Raw genomic sequence first — 13,428 nt, 5'->3', positions numbered from 1 at the left:
CCAAAGGACCCGCCATGCTCCATCAGGATGACCCCACCCCGCTGACCGCCACGCCGCTGTCCCCCGACGGTTCGACGTCGTTGGCCCGCAACCAGATCGGCGTACTGGGCATCGTGTTCTTCGTCGTTGCCGCCGCCGCGCCGCTGACCGTGGTCGTCGCCTTGTTCCCGGTCATCATCGGCTCGGGCAACGGCGTCGGCATCGCCGGGGCATTCGTGGTGGTCGCCGTGGTGCTGACGATCTTCGCGGTCGGCTATGTGGCGATGAGCAAGCACATCACCAACGCGGGCGCCTTCTACGCGTTCATCACGCGAGGTCTGGGCCGACCGATGGGCCTCGGTTCGGCCTCGCTGGCGATCTTCGCCTACAACGCGATCCAGCTCGGCGTCATCGGCGGGTTCGGTTACTACGCAGCTGAATTCGTTTCCACCCACAGTGGTGTGTCGATTCCGTGGTGGGTGTTCTCGGCGTTGGCGATGGGCGCCTCGGTGTTTCTCGGTGTCCGGCAGATCCACGCCGGAGCCCGGGTGCTGGCCGTGCTGCTCACCCTCGAGACCTCCATCATCCTCATCCTGAACATCGCCATCCTGGTCAACTCACCCAATCCGCTCAGCGAGTACTCCTTCGAACCCTTCGCTCCCTCAGCGGTGTTCGCCGGCGCACTCGGTGTGGCCCTGATGTTCGCCCACGCATCGTTCATCGGGTTCGAAGGCACCGCGATCTACGGCGAGGAAGCCAAGGACCCCAAACGCACGGTCCCGCGCGCCACCTATGCCTCGGTGATCTTCATGGGCGTCTTCTACGCGGTCACCGCGTTTCTCATCGTCAACTCCGTGGGCGCCGGAAACATCGTGGGCCTGGCCGAGACCGAGGGCGGCAACCTCGTCTTCGCCGTCAGCGACAGCGTGCTCGGCCGACTGGGCACCGAGGCCTTCCAACTGCTGGTGATCACCAGTCTGTTCGCCGCCATCCTGACCTTCCACAACAACGTCGCGCGATACCTCTACTCGCTCGGCCGCCAGGGCGTCCTCTGGTCCCGCCTGGGCACCACCCACCCCCGACGCCAGTCACCGGCGCTGGCCTGCTACGTCCAGATCACCATGGTGGCGATCGTGGTGGCCGTCTTCGCGATCCTCGGCCTGGACCCCTACACCACGCTGTTCACCTGGTGGACCGGGGTGGGAGCGGCCGCGATCATCCTGCTGCAGACCATTGCCAGCATCGCCATCTTCGTCTTCTTCCGCCGTTCCGACGTCGACAAGCGGCCCTGGAACACCTTCATCGCTCCGCTGCTGGGCATCGCGGGCCTGCTGCCGTTTCTCTGGTACGCGGTGACCGGCATGGACGTGCTACTCGGCGGCGGCGGTTGGCTGCAGACCTCGTTCACGTTCATGTTGTTCGCCTCGCTGGCCATCGGCGTGATCGGCGCATACGTGATCAAGTTCCGCGCGCCGCACCGCTATGCGCAGCTGAATTCGACGCTGGGCGATCGCCTGTGAACCGGCCCGGTCAGTCCGGGATGTCTCCCGCACCGGGCACCACCACCGCGAAGAGGTCGGCCATGGCGGCCAGGCTCGCCGCCTGCATCGCCGCCGCGGACACCGTCTCGTCGCTGCCCAGCCCGGGCAGCGCACGGGTGGCGGTGGCCGAGGCCACCACCGTCGGCGCATAGCCCAGATTGAACGCACCGCGGGCGGTCGAGTTGACGCACATGTGCGTCATGAAGCCGGCGAGCACCAGATTCGAGGCGCCCACGGCCCGCAGCCGCTCGTCGAGATCGGTCTGCACGAACGAATTCGGGAATTGTTTGACCACGACGGGTTCACCGTCGCGGGGCGCGACGGCCGGCACGATGGCGCCGGTGTCGCCGTCGATGTCGTACAGCGAATCGGGTCCATCGGAGTGCTGGATGTGGATCACCGGAATGCCGGCGCTGCGGGCCCGGTCGAGCAGGGTGGCCGCCTCCTCCAGCGCCGCCCCGACACCCTCGAGTTCCAGCACGCCCTGGGTGTAGGTGTTCTGGCAGTCGATGAGCACCAGTGTGGACTGGGACAGGTTCACCGGCTGCTGAGGCAGATCGGCCAGCACGCGCAGGGTTGGGTTGGACACGCCGACGAGCCTACCCAGCGCGGGTGATCGCCAGCACCGCCTCGGCCAGTTCCGGACGGCACACCACCAGATCGGGCAGCCTCGGGTCCTCGCGGTTGTAGAGCAGCGGCGATCCGTCGATCCGGGAGGTGTGCAGCCCGGCGGCCCGCGCCACCGCGACCGGCGCCGCCGAATCCCACTCGTACTGTCCCCCGGCGTGCACGTAGACATCGGAGATGCCCTGGACGACGGAAGCGACTTTGGCCCCGGCCGAACCCATTTCGACGAGTTCGCCGTCGAGCGCGGCACGCACGGCCAGCGCGATCGCCGGGGGCCGGGTCCGGGACACCACGATGCGCGGCGCGCCGGGCATCGGCCGGGGTGCGGCGACCTGCGGGGTGGCCAGCGTGGTGTTCTGCGCGGGCAGTGCGACAGCGCCGGCGACCAACTCGCCGGACTGCCACAGCGCCACGTGCACGGCCCAGTCGGTGCGGTCGAGTTCGGAGAATTCGCGGGTGCCGTCGAGCGGGTCGACGATCCAGACCCGCTGCGTGCGCAGCCGCACCGGATCGTCGGCGCCTTCCTCCGAGAGGACCGCATCGCCCGGCCGGGCCTCGGCCAGTTCGGCCATCAGGAACTCGTGGGACCGTTTGTCGCCCGCGGCCTTGCGTTCCGCCACCGACGCCTCGGCGAATTCGGCTCGCACGTCGAGCAACAGGTCACCGGCGCGGGTGGCCAGCCGGGCTGCCAGTTCGTGATCGTCGAGGCTCATCGCGACCCGTCCAACAGGTCGACGACCTGCTGCGCCAGCGCGTCGACCGAGTGGTCGGGGGTCAGGCGCAGATCGGGGTTCTTCGGTCGCTGATACGGACTGTCGATTCCGGTGAAGTGGGTGATCTCACCGGCGCGCGCCTTCTTGTACAGCCCCTTGGGGTCGCGGCGCTCGCAGTCCGCGAGCGGGGTGTCGCAGAACACCTCGAAGAACTCATAACCCTGGTCGCGATGGACGCTGCGCGCCAGATCGCGGTGTTCGGTCAGCGGACTGATCGCCGGCACCAGCACCGTCAGCCCCGAATCAGCCATCAGACAGGCGATGTGGGCCAGGCGGCGCAGATTCTCCGCGCGGTCGGCCATCGAGAAGCCGAGGTCGGCGTTCAGGCCGTGGCGCAGATTGTCCCCGTCGAGAACATAAGCCGGACAACCCCGTTCGAGCAGCTTCTGCTCGACCCGCATCGCCACCGACGACTTACCCGAGCCGGACAGTCCGGTGAACCAGATCGTGCGGCCCTTCGACAACCGATCCTCGGAACCGACCAGCGACTGGTGCCGGACCGTGTTCGGGGTGGCGCTACGGTTGGCCACCGGTGTGGTGTCACGCACCATGCCGGCGGCGAGGGTGCCATTGGTGTCGGGGTCGATCAGGATGAACGATCCCGTCGCCGCGTTGCGCGAATACTCATCGAGCAGCAGCGGCTGCTGGGTACGCAGCGTGACCCGGCCGAGTTCGTTGAGTTTCAGTGCGGTGGCGGACTTGTCGCGGTGCAAGGTGTTGACGTCGAGCCGGTAGTCCAACGCCGCCACGCGGGCCCGCGTGGTCTTGGTGGTGTGTTTGATGACGTACTCACGACCGGGTTCGAGCGCCGATCCGTCGGCCATCCAGCAGACGGTCGCGTCGAATTCGGTCGACACGTGGGGCTGGTTGTTCGCGCGGGCCAGGACGTCGCCGCGGGAGATGTCGATGTCGTCGGCCAGGCTGACCGACACCGCCATCGGCGGGAACGCCTCGGCCACCGGGCCGGTCGGCGAGTCGATCGCGGTGACGGTGCTGGTCTTGCCGCTGGGCAGCGCGACGACCTCGTCGCCGACCCGCATGACGCCACTGGCCACGGTGCCCGCGTAACTGCGGTGGTCGGCGTGGTCGCGGGTCTGCGGACGGATCACGTACTGCACCGGGAACCGCACGTCGACCAGGTTGCGGTCACCGGCGATGTAGACCTCTTCGAGGTGGCTGAGCAGCGCGGGACCGTCGTACCAGGGGGCCTTGTCGGATTTGGTGACGACGTTGTCGCCGAGCAGCGCCGACATCGGGATGGTGGTGACGTCGTGGATGTCGAGCCGGGCGGCGAACGCGTGGAACTCGTCGCGGATATTGTCGAATTTCTCCTGATTCCAATCGATCAGGTCCATCTTGTTCACCGCGAGCACGATGTGCTGCACACCCAGCAGCGAGGCCAGGAACGCATGCCGGCGGGACTGTTCGAGCAACCCGTGCCGGGCATCGACGAGGACGATCGCCAGCTGCGCGGTGGAGGTGCCGGTCACCATGTTGCGGGTGTACTGGATGTGGCCCGGCGTGTCGGCGATGATGAATTTCCGCTTGGCCGTGGCGAAATAGCGGTAGGCCACGTCGATCGTGATGCCCTGTTCGCGCTCGGACCGCAGCCCGTCGGTGACCAGCGCGAGGTCGGTGTAGTCGTTACCGCGCTCCTTGGAGGTGCGTTCGACGGCCTCGAGCTGATCCTCCATGACGGCTTTGGAGTCGTAGAGCAGCCGGCCGATCAGCGTCGATTTGCCGTCGTCCACGGAGCCGGCGGTGGCGATGCGAAGAAGCGTGCTCATCAGAAGTACCCCTCGCGCTTGCGGTCTTCCATCCCGGCCTCGGAGATGCGGTCATCGGCGCGGGTGGCGCCGCGTTCGGTCAGCCGCGACACGGCGGTCTCGGCGATGATGTCCTCCACCGAGGACGCGGTCGATTCCACGCAGCCGGTGCACGTGACGTCGCCGACGGTGCGGAAGCGCACGCTGGTCTCGAAGACCTCTTCCCCGTCGCGGGGCGCCATGAACGGGTGCACCGCGAGCAGCATGCCGTCGCGCTGGAACACCGGACGGGTGTGGGCGTAGTAGATCGCGGGCAGCGTGATGCCCTCGGCACCGATGTAGGCCCAGATGTCGTATTCGGTCCAGTTCGACAGCGGGAACACCCGGATGTGCTCGCCCTTGCGGTGCCGGCCGTTGTAGAGATTCCACAGTTCGGGCCGCTGCGCCTTCGGATCCCACTGGCCGAATTCGTCGCGGAAGCTGAACACCCGTTCCTTGGCGCGGGCCTTCTCCTCGTCTCGGCGGGCTCCGCCGAAGGCGGCGTCGAACCGGTTCTCGCGGATCGCCCGCAGCAACGTGACGGTCTGCAGCGGGTTGCGGGACGGGCCGTTGTCCACGACGCGGCCGGCGTCGATGTCGTCCTGCACGCTCGCGATGACCAGGCGCACTCCGTTCTCGGCGACCAGCCGATCGCGGGTGTCGATCACCTCGTCGAAATTGTGGCCGGTGTCGACGTGCATCACCGGGAACGGCAGGCGCGCGGGCGCGAACGCCTTGAGCGCCAGATGCAGCATGACGATCGAGTCCTTGCCCCCGGAGAACAGCAGTACCGGGCGCTCGAACTCGGCGGCGACCTCTCTGATGATGTGGATGGCCTCGGCTTCGAGCGAGCGCAGATGGCTCAGCTCGTACTGGCCGGGCTCCGGAGCGGCGACCTCAGCGGCTGTCATCGTTTCCTCGTAATGTTGGTTCTTCTTGCCAGAATTACAATCTTGAAGAGGAAATGTAGCCGGGCCCGGCAATGGTGTCAACGCCGACGGCAGCGCCGCACCGGTCAGCCGGCCTGCAGGTCGTAGACCGTCCGGTCGCCGACCTTCGTCGGGGTGAAGTGCTGCTGCACCCAGGCGGTGATATCGCTCGCCGCGCCCTGACCCCGCTCACCAGGCGGCCCGAACCGCCCGTTCTCGATGAAGTACCGCACCTCGTGCTCGGCGACGTAGTGCTGGAACCGGGCCAGTGTCGGCGAATCGTCGGAGCCGGTGAATCCGCCGATCGCCATGATCGGCACGCCGGAGTCCAGCTGCAGGCCCGACGCTCCCATCGCACCGATGGTCGCGGCCGCCCAGCGGTTGTGGGTCGAGCTGACCAGGCGCACCAGTGCCGATTCATCCAGTTCGCCGGCGGGACCGTGTCCGCCCGGCCCACCCGGCGGCATGTCGCCGAATGCTTCGGTGCGGCCCGGGCCGGAGATGGCGCCCGGACCACTCGCCGGGTGGGCCACGTTGTAGATCGTGAAGGCCGCCGGCGCGGCGATTCCGGCCAGCGCCGTGCCGATCAGGACGGCCGCGGTGGCGCGGCCCAGCCGGTGGCCACGCATCGCGAGGAGACCGGCGGCCGCCACCGACACCGTCAGCACCGTCCAGCGCAGCCACGGCTGCCAGTCCGGGGTGCGATCGAGCAGCACGTATGCCCACCCGCCGGTGGCGGCGATCATCGCCGCCAACACAAGCCGCGCGGGGGTGAACCGTCGACCCCGCCACAGCTCGGCGACCGAACTACCCACCAGCGCCGCCACCGACGGTGCCAACGCGACGGTGTAATACGGATGGATCGTCCCGTCCATGAAACTGAACACCGCGCCGGTGACCAGTAGCCACCCGCCCCACAGCAGTAGCCCGGCGCGCACGATGTCGGTCCGGGCGGTGCGCCGGGTGAACCACAACCCCGCCGCCAGACCGATCAGCGCCGCGGGTAGCAGCCAGGACGCCTCCACGCCCATCGACAGGCCGAACAGCCGGCCGATACCGGGTTCGCCGCCGAAGAACAGGTGCCTACCCGCGCCCGGGCCCTCGCCGGGACCGCCGTGTCCCCCGCCGGCGATGCGCGCAATACCGTTGTAGCCCAACGCCAGTTGCAGCAGGCTGTTGTCGGTCGAGCCGCCGATGTAGGGGCGCGCCGATGCCGGCCACCACTGCACCAGCGCCAGATACCACCCGGCCGACAGGATCATCGCCAGTCCGCCGGCAGCCAGTGCGCCGATCCGCCGCCCCAGACCGACCGGTGCTGCCACCAGGAACGCCAGCGCCAGCCCGGGGACGACGAGGAAGGCCTGCAGCATCTTGGTCAGGAATGCAACGCCGATGACCGCACCCGCCAGCACCATCCAGCGGATGCCACCGGTCTCGATGGCCCGCACCACGAGATAGGCCGACACCACCAGCAGCAGCACCAGCAGGGCGTCCGGGTTGTTGAACCGGAACATCAACGCCGCCACCGGGGTCAGCGCCATCGCCGCACCGGCCGCCAGCCCGGCGGCCGGCCCGCTGATCCGGCGCACCGTCGCGAACAGCGTGCCGACGGTGGCGACACCCATCAGCGCCTGGGGCAACAGCATGGTGAAGGCGCTGAATCCGAACAGGCGCCCTGACAGCACCATCACCCACAGCGCGACCGGCGGTTTGTCGACGGTGATGGCGTTACCGGCATCGAAGGAACCGAACAGCCATGCGGTCGCGTTCTGCGTCCCGGCCTGCACAGCGGCCGCGTAGTACTCGTTGGCCCAGCCCGCGGAACCCAGCGCCCACAGATAGAGGACTGCGGTCAGGGCCAACAGGCCGATCAGCGCGGGCCACACCCACCGCGGCCGATGCTCAGCAGGGTTGGTGGGCGCATCCTCGGGCCGCGCGTCGACGGTCGTCGTCATATCGTGTCCTCGGTCGTGTGGTGGTGTGGTCGTGGGATACCGGTCAGCGGTTGCGCCGCGGGTGGAAGACCCAGCCGCGCAACAGCACGAAGCGCAGAACGGTGGCCAGGAGATTCGCCACGACCAGCACACCGAGTTCGATCCCGCCGTGCGGAGCGGGGCTGAGCGTGTGCAGCAGCGCCAGCGATCCGCTGGTGATGGCCAGCGCGATGGCGAAGACGATGAGACCTTCGACGTGGTGGCGCGCGGCGCGGCCGGCGCCGCCGCCGGGGCGGGCGGCTGCGAAGGTGAATCGGCGGTTGGCGGCCGTGTTGGCGATCGCGGTCAGCAGCAGCGCGAGCAGATTCGCGGTCTGGGCGCCGAGCCAGCCGCGGGTCAGCACGAACAGCACGAGATAGGCCAGTGTCGAGAGCGCCCCCACGGCGCCGAACCGCACCACCTGACGCAGCAGGGAGCGTGGTGGCGCCGACACCGGCGCCGGGGCGAGCTGCGCGGCCAGCACCCCGACCGGGATCGTTCCCCCGGCGAAGCCCTTGAGCAGCCGACCGATCCCCTTCAGGTCCGCGGTCGCTGTGGCGACGATGTCGACCCGGCTGTCCGGGTCGTCGACCCAGTCGACGGGCACCTCGTGGATCCGCAGCCCGCTGCGTTCGGCGAGTACCAGCAGTTCGGTGTCGAAGAACCAGCCGGTGTCCGAGACGTGGGGCAGCAGCTGCCGGGCGACGTCGGCCCTGATCGCCTTGAATCCACACTGGGCGTCGGAGAACCCGGCCGCCAGCGTCGACTTGAGAATGAAGTTGTAGCAGCGCGAGATGAATTCACGCTTGGCGCCGCGCACCACCCGGGAGCCGCGGCCCAGCCGCGTACCGATCGCCACATCGGAGTGCCCGGAGATCAGCGACGCCACCAGCGGCGCCAGTGCCGCCAGATCGGTGGACAGGTCGACGTCCATGTAGGCCAGCACGGGCGCGTCGGAATTCGACCACACCGCGCGCAGGGCGCGCCCGCGCCCCTTCTCCTCCAGGCGCACCACCCGGACGTCGGGCAGTTCATCGGCCAGGCCGGCCGCAATGCCGGGGGTGGCGTCGACGCTGGCGTTGTCGGCGATCGTGATGCGGGCCGGGAACGGGAAGGATTCGACGAGGTGGCGGTGCAGCCGGCGCACCGACGCCGCCAGCGCGATCTCCTCGTTGTACACCGGAACGACGACGTCGAGCACCGGCACCCCGGCGGCGCGCGCGGCGGACACGACATTGGGGCGTGGCACGAACACGGTGTCTGTCATGGTCTTCATCCTCAGTCGGCTGGTTGTGACCCCGGTGGGGTGAAGCTATGTGCCGGCTATGAATGGGCGTCGGCGGCCGGCCGGGTCAGGTCGTAGAGCTCGACGCCGTCCACGCGCACCGAAGCGAAGGTGCCGCGCACCCAGGCCGCGATGTCCGCCGAGGCCCGGCTGCCGCCGTGCCCACCGTCGCGACCGGGGCCGAAGACCATGGGGCGGTCGATGAAGTAGTGGATGTCGCCTGCAGCGATCTGGCGCTGGAACTGCTCCAGCGTGGGTGCGGGGTCGGTGCCGTTGAACCCGCCGACGGCCATCACCGGCACCCCGGCGGACAGCTGATAACCGGCGGCGTTGTTGGATCCGACCGTCGCGGCGGCCCATCGGTAGCGGTGCGCGTCCGCAGCCACGGCTGCGGTCAGCTCCGGGCCCGGCTTCGGCGCATCGAGCAGCCCACCCCGGCCGCCGAACATCCCGCCGAACTCCCGCGCGGGGCCGACGGACGGGATCGCGCCGGTGTGTGGGGCCGCGGCGGTCGCCACGGAGTAGGCCGCGGGTGCCGCCAGACAGACCGCGACCGCCAGGGCGGCGACCACCCGCACCACGGCGGCCGGCAACCGGGTGACGACGATCAACAGGACGGCCACCCCCACTCCCCCGACGGCGACCGCCGCCCGCAACCAGGGCATCCACTCGACGTTGCGCGCGAGCAACACCGCCGCCAGCACCGCGGTCAGCACCACCGCACCGGCCAACGCCACCGCACACGGCGGCCGCGATCGATGGCGCCACACCAGATGTGATCCGATGCCGACGACCGCTCCGAGGGCCGGCGCCAGGGCGACCGTGTAGTAGGAGTGCACGATGCCGTTCATGTAGCTGAACACCACGGCGGTCACCACCAGCCAACCGCCCCAACCGATCAGGGCGGCGCGGGTCGGGTCGGTGCGCGGTGCGCGGCGGGTCAGCACCAGGCCGGCGCTCAGGCAGATCAGTGCGGCGGGTAACAGCCAGGCGATGTCGAGTCCCATCCCGAACCCGAAAAGCCGCCCGATCCCGGCGTCCTGGTTCAGATTGCCCAGCCCGCCGGTCTCTTCTCCGGTGAGGCGCCCGAACCCGTTGTAGCCCAGCGCCAGTTCGACGATGCTGTCGTGCTGTGAGCCGCCGATGTAGGGCCGGGATGCGACCGGCCACAATTCGGCGAGCACCAGGTACCACCCCCCGGCGACGAGCATCGCCGTCGCGGCGGCGGCCAGACCGGTCAGCCGTCCCCACAAACGGTGGTGCCCGGCGAGCAGATAGGCGGCGATGAACCCGGGCAGCACCAGGAACGCCTGCAGCATCTTGGCCAGGAATCCGAACCCGACCGCCGTCCCCGCCGCCACCAGCCACCACCGGCTGGCGTCGGGCTCGCAGGCGCGCTGCACGCAGTAGGCGGCGGTCACCAGCAGCAGCACCAGCAGCGCATCGGGGTTGTTGAACCGGAACATCAAGGCCGCCACGGGGGTCAGTGCGAACACCGCACCGGCCAGCAGCGCCGCCCCGGGGCCGCTGACCCGGCGCACCGTCGCGTAGAGCACACCGACCGCGGCGATGCCCATCACCGCCTGCGGAACCAGCACGCTCCACGGGCTCAGACCGAACAGCCGCACCGATACGTCCATCACCCACAGGGCGGCGGGCGTCTTGTCGACGGTGATCGCGTTGGCAGCGTCGCTGGCGCCGAACAACATGGCCGTCCCGTTCTGCGAGCCGGCCTGCGCGGCAGCGGAATAGAACGCGTTGGCCCAACCGCTGGAGGACAGATCCCACAGATAGAGCACGGCGGTGCCGGCCAGCAGCGCGACCAGCGCCGCCCGGTGCAGGTGGGTGCGAGTCACTGCGACGCCTGCTGGGCAGATGCGGGCAGCCGGACGACGAACTCGGTGTGCCCGGGCCTGCTGTCGACCCCGATGGTGCCGCGATGCGCGCGAACCACCGCCGCCACGATGGCCAGCCCCAGCCCGGTGCTGCCCCCGCGCCGTGAGCGTGAGCTGTCGCCGCGGGCGAACCGTTCGAAGATCTCGGGTTGCAGCCAGCGTGGGATGCCCGGCCCGTCGTCGGTGACCGTCAGCACGGCACCGTCGTCGGCGCCGACGGCCAGACCCATGGTCACCGAGGTGCCCGGCGGGGTGTGCGTGCGGGCGTTGGCCAACAGATTCGCCAGCACCTGGTGCAACCGCGCCTCGTCGCCTTCGATCACCACCGGCTCCGGCGGCAGATCGAGTGACCACCGGTGCTCGGGTCCGGCGGCGTGCGCGTCGCTGACGGTGTCGACGACCAGCCGGGACAGGTCGACGGGTTCCCGGACCAGCGGCCGACCGGTGTCGAGGCGGGCCAGCAGCAGCATGTCCTCGACCAGCTGGGTCATCCGTCCGGTCTCGGACTCGACCCGGCTCATCGCGTGCGCGACGTCATCGGGCAGCACGTCGGATCTGCGTTGCGCCAGTTCGGTGTAACCGCGGATGGCGGCCAGCGGTGTGCGTAGCTCGTGGCTGGCGTCGGCGACGAACTGGCGCACCCGGGTCTCGCTGGCGTGCCGGGCCGACAGCGCCCCGGCGATACGGTCGAGCATGCGGTTGAGCGCGGTGCCCAGCTGACCCACCTCGGTGTGCGCACCAGCCGGGTCGACGTCGACGATCGGTGTCGGTAGCCGGACCTCGCCGCGCTCCAGTTCGAGATCGGCGACCTGCCGTGCGGCCTCCGATACCCGCGACAGCGGTTCGAGCTGCCGGCGGATGATGACCACACCCGCGGTGGCGCCGGCGGCCAGCGCGATGGCCCCGACCACGCCGAAGATCCACAGCACCGAGAGCAGCGTGTCGTCGACGTCGGCGGTCGGCAGCCCGGTGACGATCACCTGACCTCGGCGGGCGGGCAGCGCAATCACCCGGTAGCGCCCGAGACCGTCCACCTCGAGGGTCTGCGGTTCGTCGTTCGGGGGTATGGCGGCGAGCTGCCGCGCAGCCGCCGCGCTGATCTCGGCGCGGGTGCCGTCGGCGGTGATCACGCCCGCGTCGACCGGTGTGCCCTGCGCGACGACCACGCCGACCGTGCGGGCCGCCTGCCCGGGGGCGTTCAGGAAGTCGGGGCCGGGGCCCATGGCGTCGCGGGGGATCATGCGATGCGGGGGGCCGAAGCCCGGAGGCAGCGGAGGAGGCGGGGGCGGCGGCGGCCCGAAGTCGAACAGCCCGGCCGAGCGGCGCGCCGTCTCGTGGAGCTGGTTGTCCAGCTGGTGGGTCAGAAACCGTTCCAGCGCCAATTCCGTACCGACCCCCACCGCGGCGCAGACCAGCGCCAGCAGCGCGATCAGGGTGGCCAGCAGCCGTGCCCGCAGCGTCCACGTTCGCGGTGAGCGCAGGCGGGTCCGGCCCTCAGCGGCCGGCGGGTTTGAGGACATAGCCCGCGCCGCGCAGCGTGTGGATCATCGGCTCACGCCCGCTGTCGATCTTCTTGCGCAAGTAGGACACGTAGAGCTCGACGATGTTGGACCGGCCGCCGAAGTCGTAGCTCCACACGCGGTCGAGGATCTGCGCCTTGCTCAACACCCGCTTGGCGTTGCGCATCATGAACCGCAGCAGTTCGAACTCGGTGGCGGTCAGGGTGATGAGGTCACCCCCGCGGGTCACCTCGTGGCTGTCCTCGTCGAGGACCAGGTCACCGACCACGATCTTGGCGCCGCCGGTCTCGGCGACACCGGTGCGCCGCAGCAGTGCGCGCAGCCGCAGCACGACCTCCTCGAGCGAGAACGGTTTGGTGACGTAGTCGTCGCCGCCCGCGGTCAGCCCGGCAATGCGGTCCTCGACCGAATCCTTGGCCGTCAGCAGCAACAGCGGCAGCCCGGGGGTCTGCTGGCGCAGGATGCGCAACACCTCCAGTCCGCTCATATCCGGCAGCATGACGTCGAGCACGACGACGTCGGGCGGGTTCTCGCGGGCCAGCGCGACCGCGGTCGCCCCGTCGCCGGCGGTGGCGATGTCCCAGCCCTCGTAGCGCAGCGCCATCGAGACCAGCTCGGCCAGGACCGGTTCGTCGTCGACCACGAGGACGCGGACCGGATTCCCGTCGGCGCGGCGCATGACGGACCGTTCGGTGGTCTGGTTCGCGCTCATGACGGCCATTATTCGCCGCGGCGATAGGCGGACCCTGTGTGATTTCTATGCCGCAGCTGTGAAGCGGCAGCTGCTGCACGAACGCACATCGCCCACACAGCCGACACCCACACTCGGGGCGCACAGTGTCGCCATGAGCAGCGAACAGATCTGGGGCGCACCCGCGCCGTCGACGTGGAGCGCACGCGAGACAGCGGCCGCCGTGGCGGTGGCGGTGCTGATCGGAGTGCTCGGCGGCGGCGTGATCTATGCCGCCACCGACCACGGCGCGACCGGTCCGGGGCCGGGGCGCTGGGGGCCGCCGCCGGGGATGGCCGACGCGCCCGGGCCGGGCGGCGCTCCGACGGTGGGCCCAGGGGTCTTCTAACCTCTACGGCATGCAGCCCCAC

At 69.7% G+C, this 13,428-nt stretch carries 11 protein-coding genes; 2 read left to right on the top strand and 9 right to left on the bottom strand.

All coding sequences use genetic code 11. The features are described from left to right. The first annotated feature begins 14 nt into the window (after nt 1-14). A complete protein-coding gene (locus ACN27E_RS25305) occupies nt 15-1,499 on the top strand; it encodes an APC family permease (protein WP_422745737.1) in 1,485 nt (494 codons plus the stop codon). Nucleotides 1,500-1,509: 10 nt separating this feature from the next. Here ACN27E_RS25305 and ACN27E_RS25300 read toward each other — a convergent pair whose 3' ends face one another. From ACN27E_RS25300 to ACN27E_RS25260, 9 genes are all read right to left on the bottom strand, one after another. Beyond that, nucleotides 1,510-2,109, bottom strand: coding sequence for a cysteine hydrolase family protein (locus ACN27E_RS25300; protein WP_422745734.1), 600 nt, complete (start codon nt 2,107-2,109; stop codon nt 1,510-1,512). A 10-nt stretch (nt 2,110-2,119) separates the two neighbouring features. Then, the gene (locus ACN27E_RS25295; RefSeq protein WP_422745732.1) at nt 2,120-2,860 is read right to left on the bottom strand and encodes a 3'(2'),5'-bisphosphate nucleotidase CysQ; all 741 of its coding nucleotides are present in this window, start codon (nt 2,858-2,860) and stop codon (nt 2,120-2,122) included. After that, nucleotides 2,857-4,707 (bottom strand): sulfate adenylyltransferase subunit CysN, encoded by a 1,851-nt coding sequence (gene cysN / locus ACN27E_RS25290; RefSeq protein WP_422745731.1) that lies wholly within the window; start codon nt 4,705-4,707, stop codon nt 2,857-2,859. The genes ACN27E_RS25295 and cysN overlap by 4 nt, the downstream gene beginning before the upstream one ends. Further along, nucleotides 4,707-5,636 (bottom strand): sulfate adenylyltransferase subunit CysD, encoded by a 930-nt coding sequence (gene cysD / locus ACN27E_RS25285; protein WP_422745730.1) that lies wholly within the window; start codon nt 5,634-5,636, stop codon nt 4,707-4,709. Before cysD ends, cysN begins: the two co-directional genes overlap by 1 nt. A 104-nt stretch (nt 5,637-5,740) precedes the next feature. Then, entirely contained in the window at nt 5,741-7,609 is a 1,869-nt protein-coding gene (locus ACN27E_RS25280) for an ArnT family glycosyltransferase (protein WP_422745728.1), read from the bottom strand. 43 nt (nt 7,610-7,652) lie between these two features. Beyond that, nucleotides 7,653-8,894, bottom strand: a complete 1,242-nt coding sequence (locus ACN27E_RS25275; protein ID WP_422745726.1) for a glycosyltransferase — start codon at nt 8,892-8,894, stop codon at nt 7,653-7,655. Between the two features lie 56 nt (nt 8,895-8,950). Beyond that, nucleotides 8,951-10,768, bottom strand: a complete 1,818-nt coding sequence (locus ACN27E_RS25270) for an ArnT family glycosyltransferase (RefSeq protein ID WP_422745725.1) — start codon at nt 10,766-10,768, stop codon at nt 8,951-8,953. Further along, nucleotides 10,765-12,327, bottom strand: coding sequence for a sensor histidine kinase (locus ACN27E_RS25265; RefSeq protein ID WP_422745723.1), 1,563 nt, complete (start codon nt 12,325-12,327; stop codon nt 10,765-10,767). The genes ACN27E_RS25270 and ACN27E_RS25265 overlap by 4 nt, the downstream gene beginning before the upstream one ends. Beyond that, entirely contained in the window at nt 12,302-13,006 is a 705-nt protein-coding gene (locus ACN27E_RS25260) for a response regulator transcription factor (RefSeq protein WP_422750111.1), read from the bottom strand. Before ACN27E_RS25260 ends, ACN27E_RS25265 begins: the two co-directional genes overlap by 26 nt. Before the next feature lie 166 nt (nt 13,007-13,172). Here ACN27E_RS25260 and ACN27E_RS25255 point away from each other — a divergent pair, with 166 nt between their 5' ends. Continuing rightward, nucleotides 13,173-13,406 carry a hypothetical protein gene (locus ACN27E_RS25255; protein WP_422745721.1) on the top strand — a complete coding sequence of 78 codons (234 nt, stop codon included), beginning with the start codon at nt 13,173-13,175 and terminating at the stop codon, nt 13,404-13,406. The last annotated feature ends 22 nt before the right edge of the window (nt 13,407-13,428 follow it).

It is taken from the genome of Mycobacterium sp. WMMD1722, from assembly GCF_049315205.1.
In the GTDB taxonomy this organism is placed as follows: domain Bacteria; phylum Actinomycetota; class Actinomycetes; order Mycobacteriales; family Mycobacteriaceae; genus Mycobacterium.
The sequence above is the reverse complement of the archived record's forward strand: the minus strand, read 5'-3'. Positions and strand labels throughout refer to the sequence as shown.

Excerpts from the sequence above, each read along its gene's own strand:
- ACN27E_RS25255 (WP_422745721.1), top strand. The coding sequence starts at position 13,173 with ATGAGCAGCGAACAGATCTGGGGCGCACCCGCGCCGTCGACGTGGAGC.
- ACN27E_RS25280 (WP_422745728.1), bottom strand. The coding sequence starts at position 7,609 with ATGACGACGACCGTCGACGCGCGGCCCGAGGATGCGCCCACCAACCCT.
- ACN27E_RS25275 (WP_422745726.1), bottom strand. The coding sequence starts at position 8,894 with ATGACAGACACCGTGTTCGTGCCACGCCCCAATGTCGTGTCCGCCGCG.
- ACN27E_RS25260 (WP_422750111.1), bottom strand. The coding sequence starts at position 13,006 with ATGCGCCGCGCCGACGGGAATCCGGTCCGCGTCCTCGTGGTCGACGAC.
- ACN27E_RS25295 (WP_422745732.1), bottom strand. The coding sequence starts at position 2,860 with ATGAGCCTCGACGATCACGAACTGGCAGCCCGGCTGGCCACCCGCGCC.
- cysD (WP_422745730.1), bottom strand. The coding sequence starts at position 5,636 with ATGACAGCCGCTGAGGTCGCCGCTCCGGAGCCCGGCCAGTACGAGCTG.
- ACN27E_RS25265 (WP_422745723.1), bottom strand. The coding sequence starts at position 12,327 with ATGTCCTCAAACCCGCCGGCCGCTGAGGGCCGGACCCGCCTGCGCTCA.
- cysN (WP_422745731.1), bottom strand. The coding sequence starts at position 4,707 with ATGAGCACGCTTCTTCGCATCGCCACCGCCGGCTCCGTGGACGACGGC.
- ACN27E_RS25305 (WP_422745737.1), top strand. The coding sequence starts at position 15 with ATGCTCCATCAGGATGACCCCACCCCGCTGACCGCCACGCCGCTGTCC.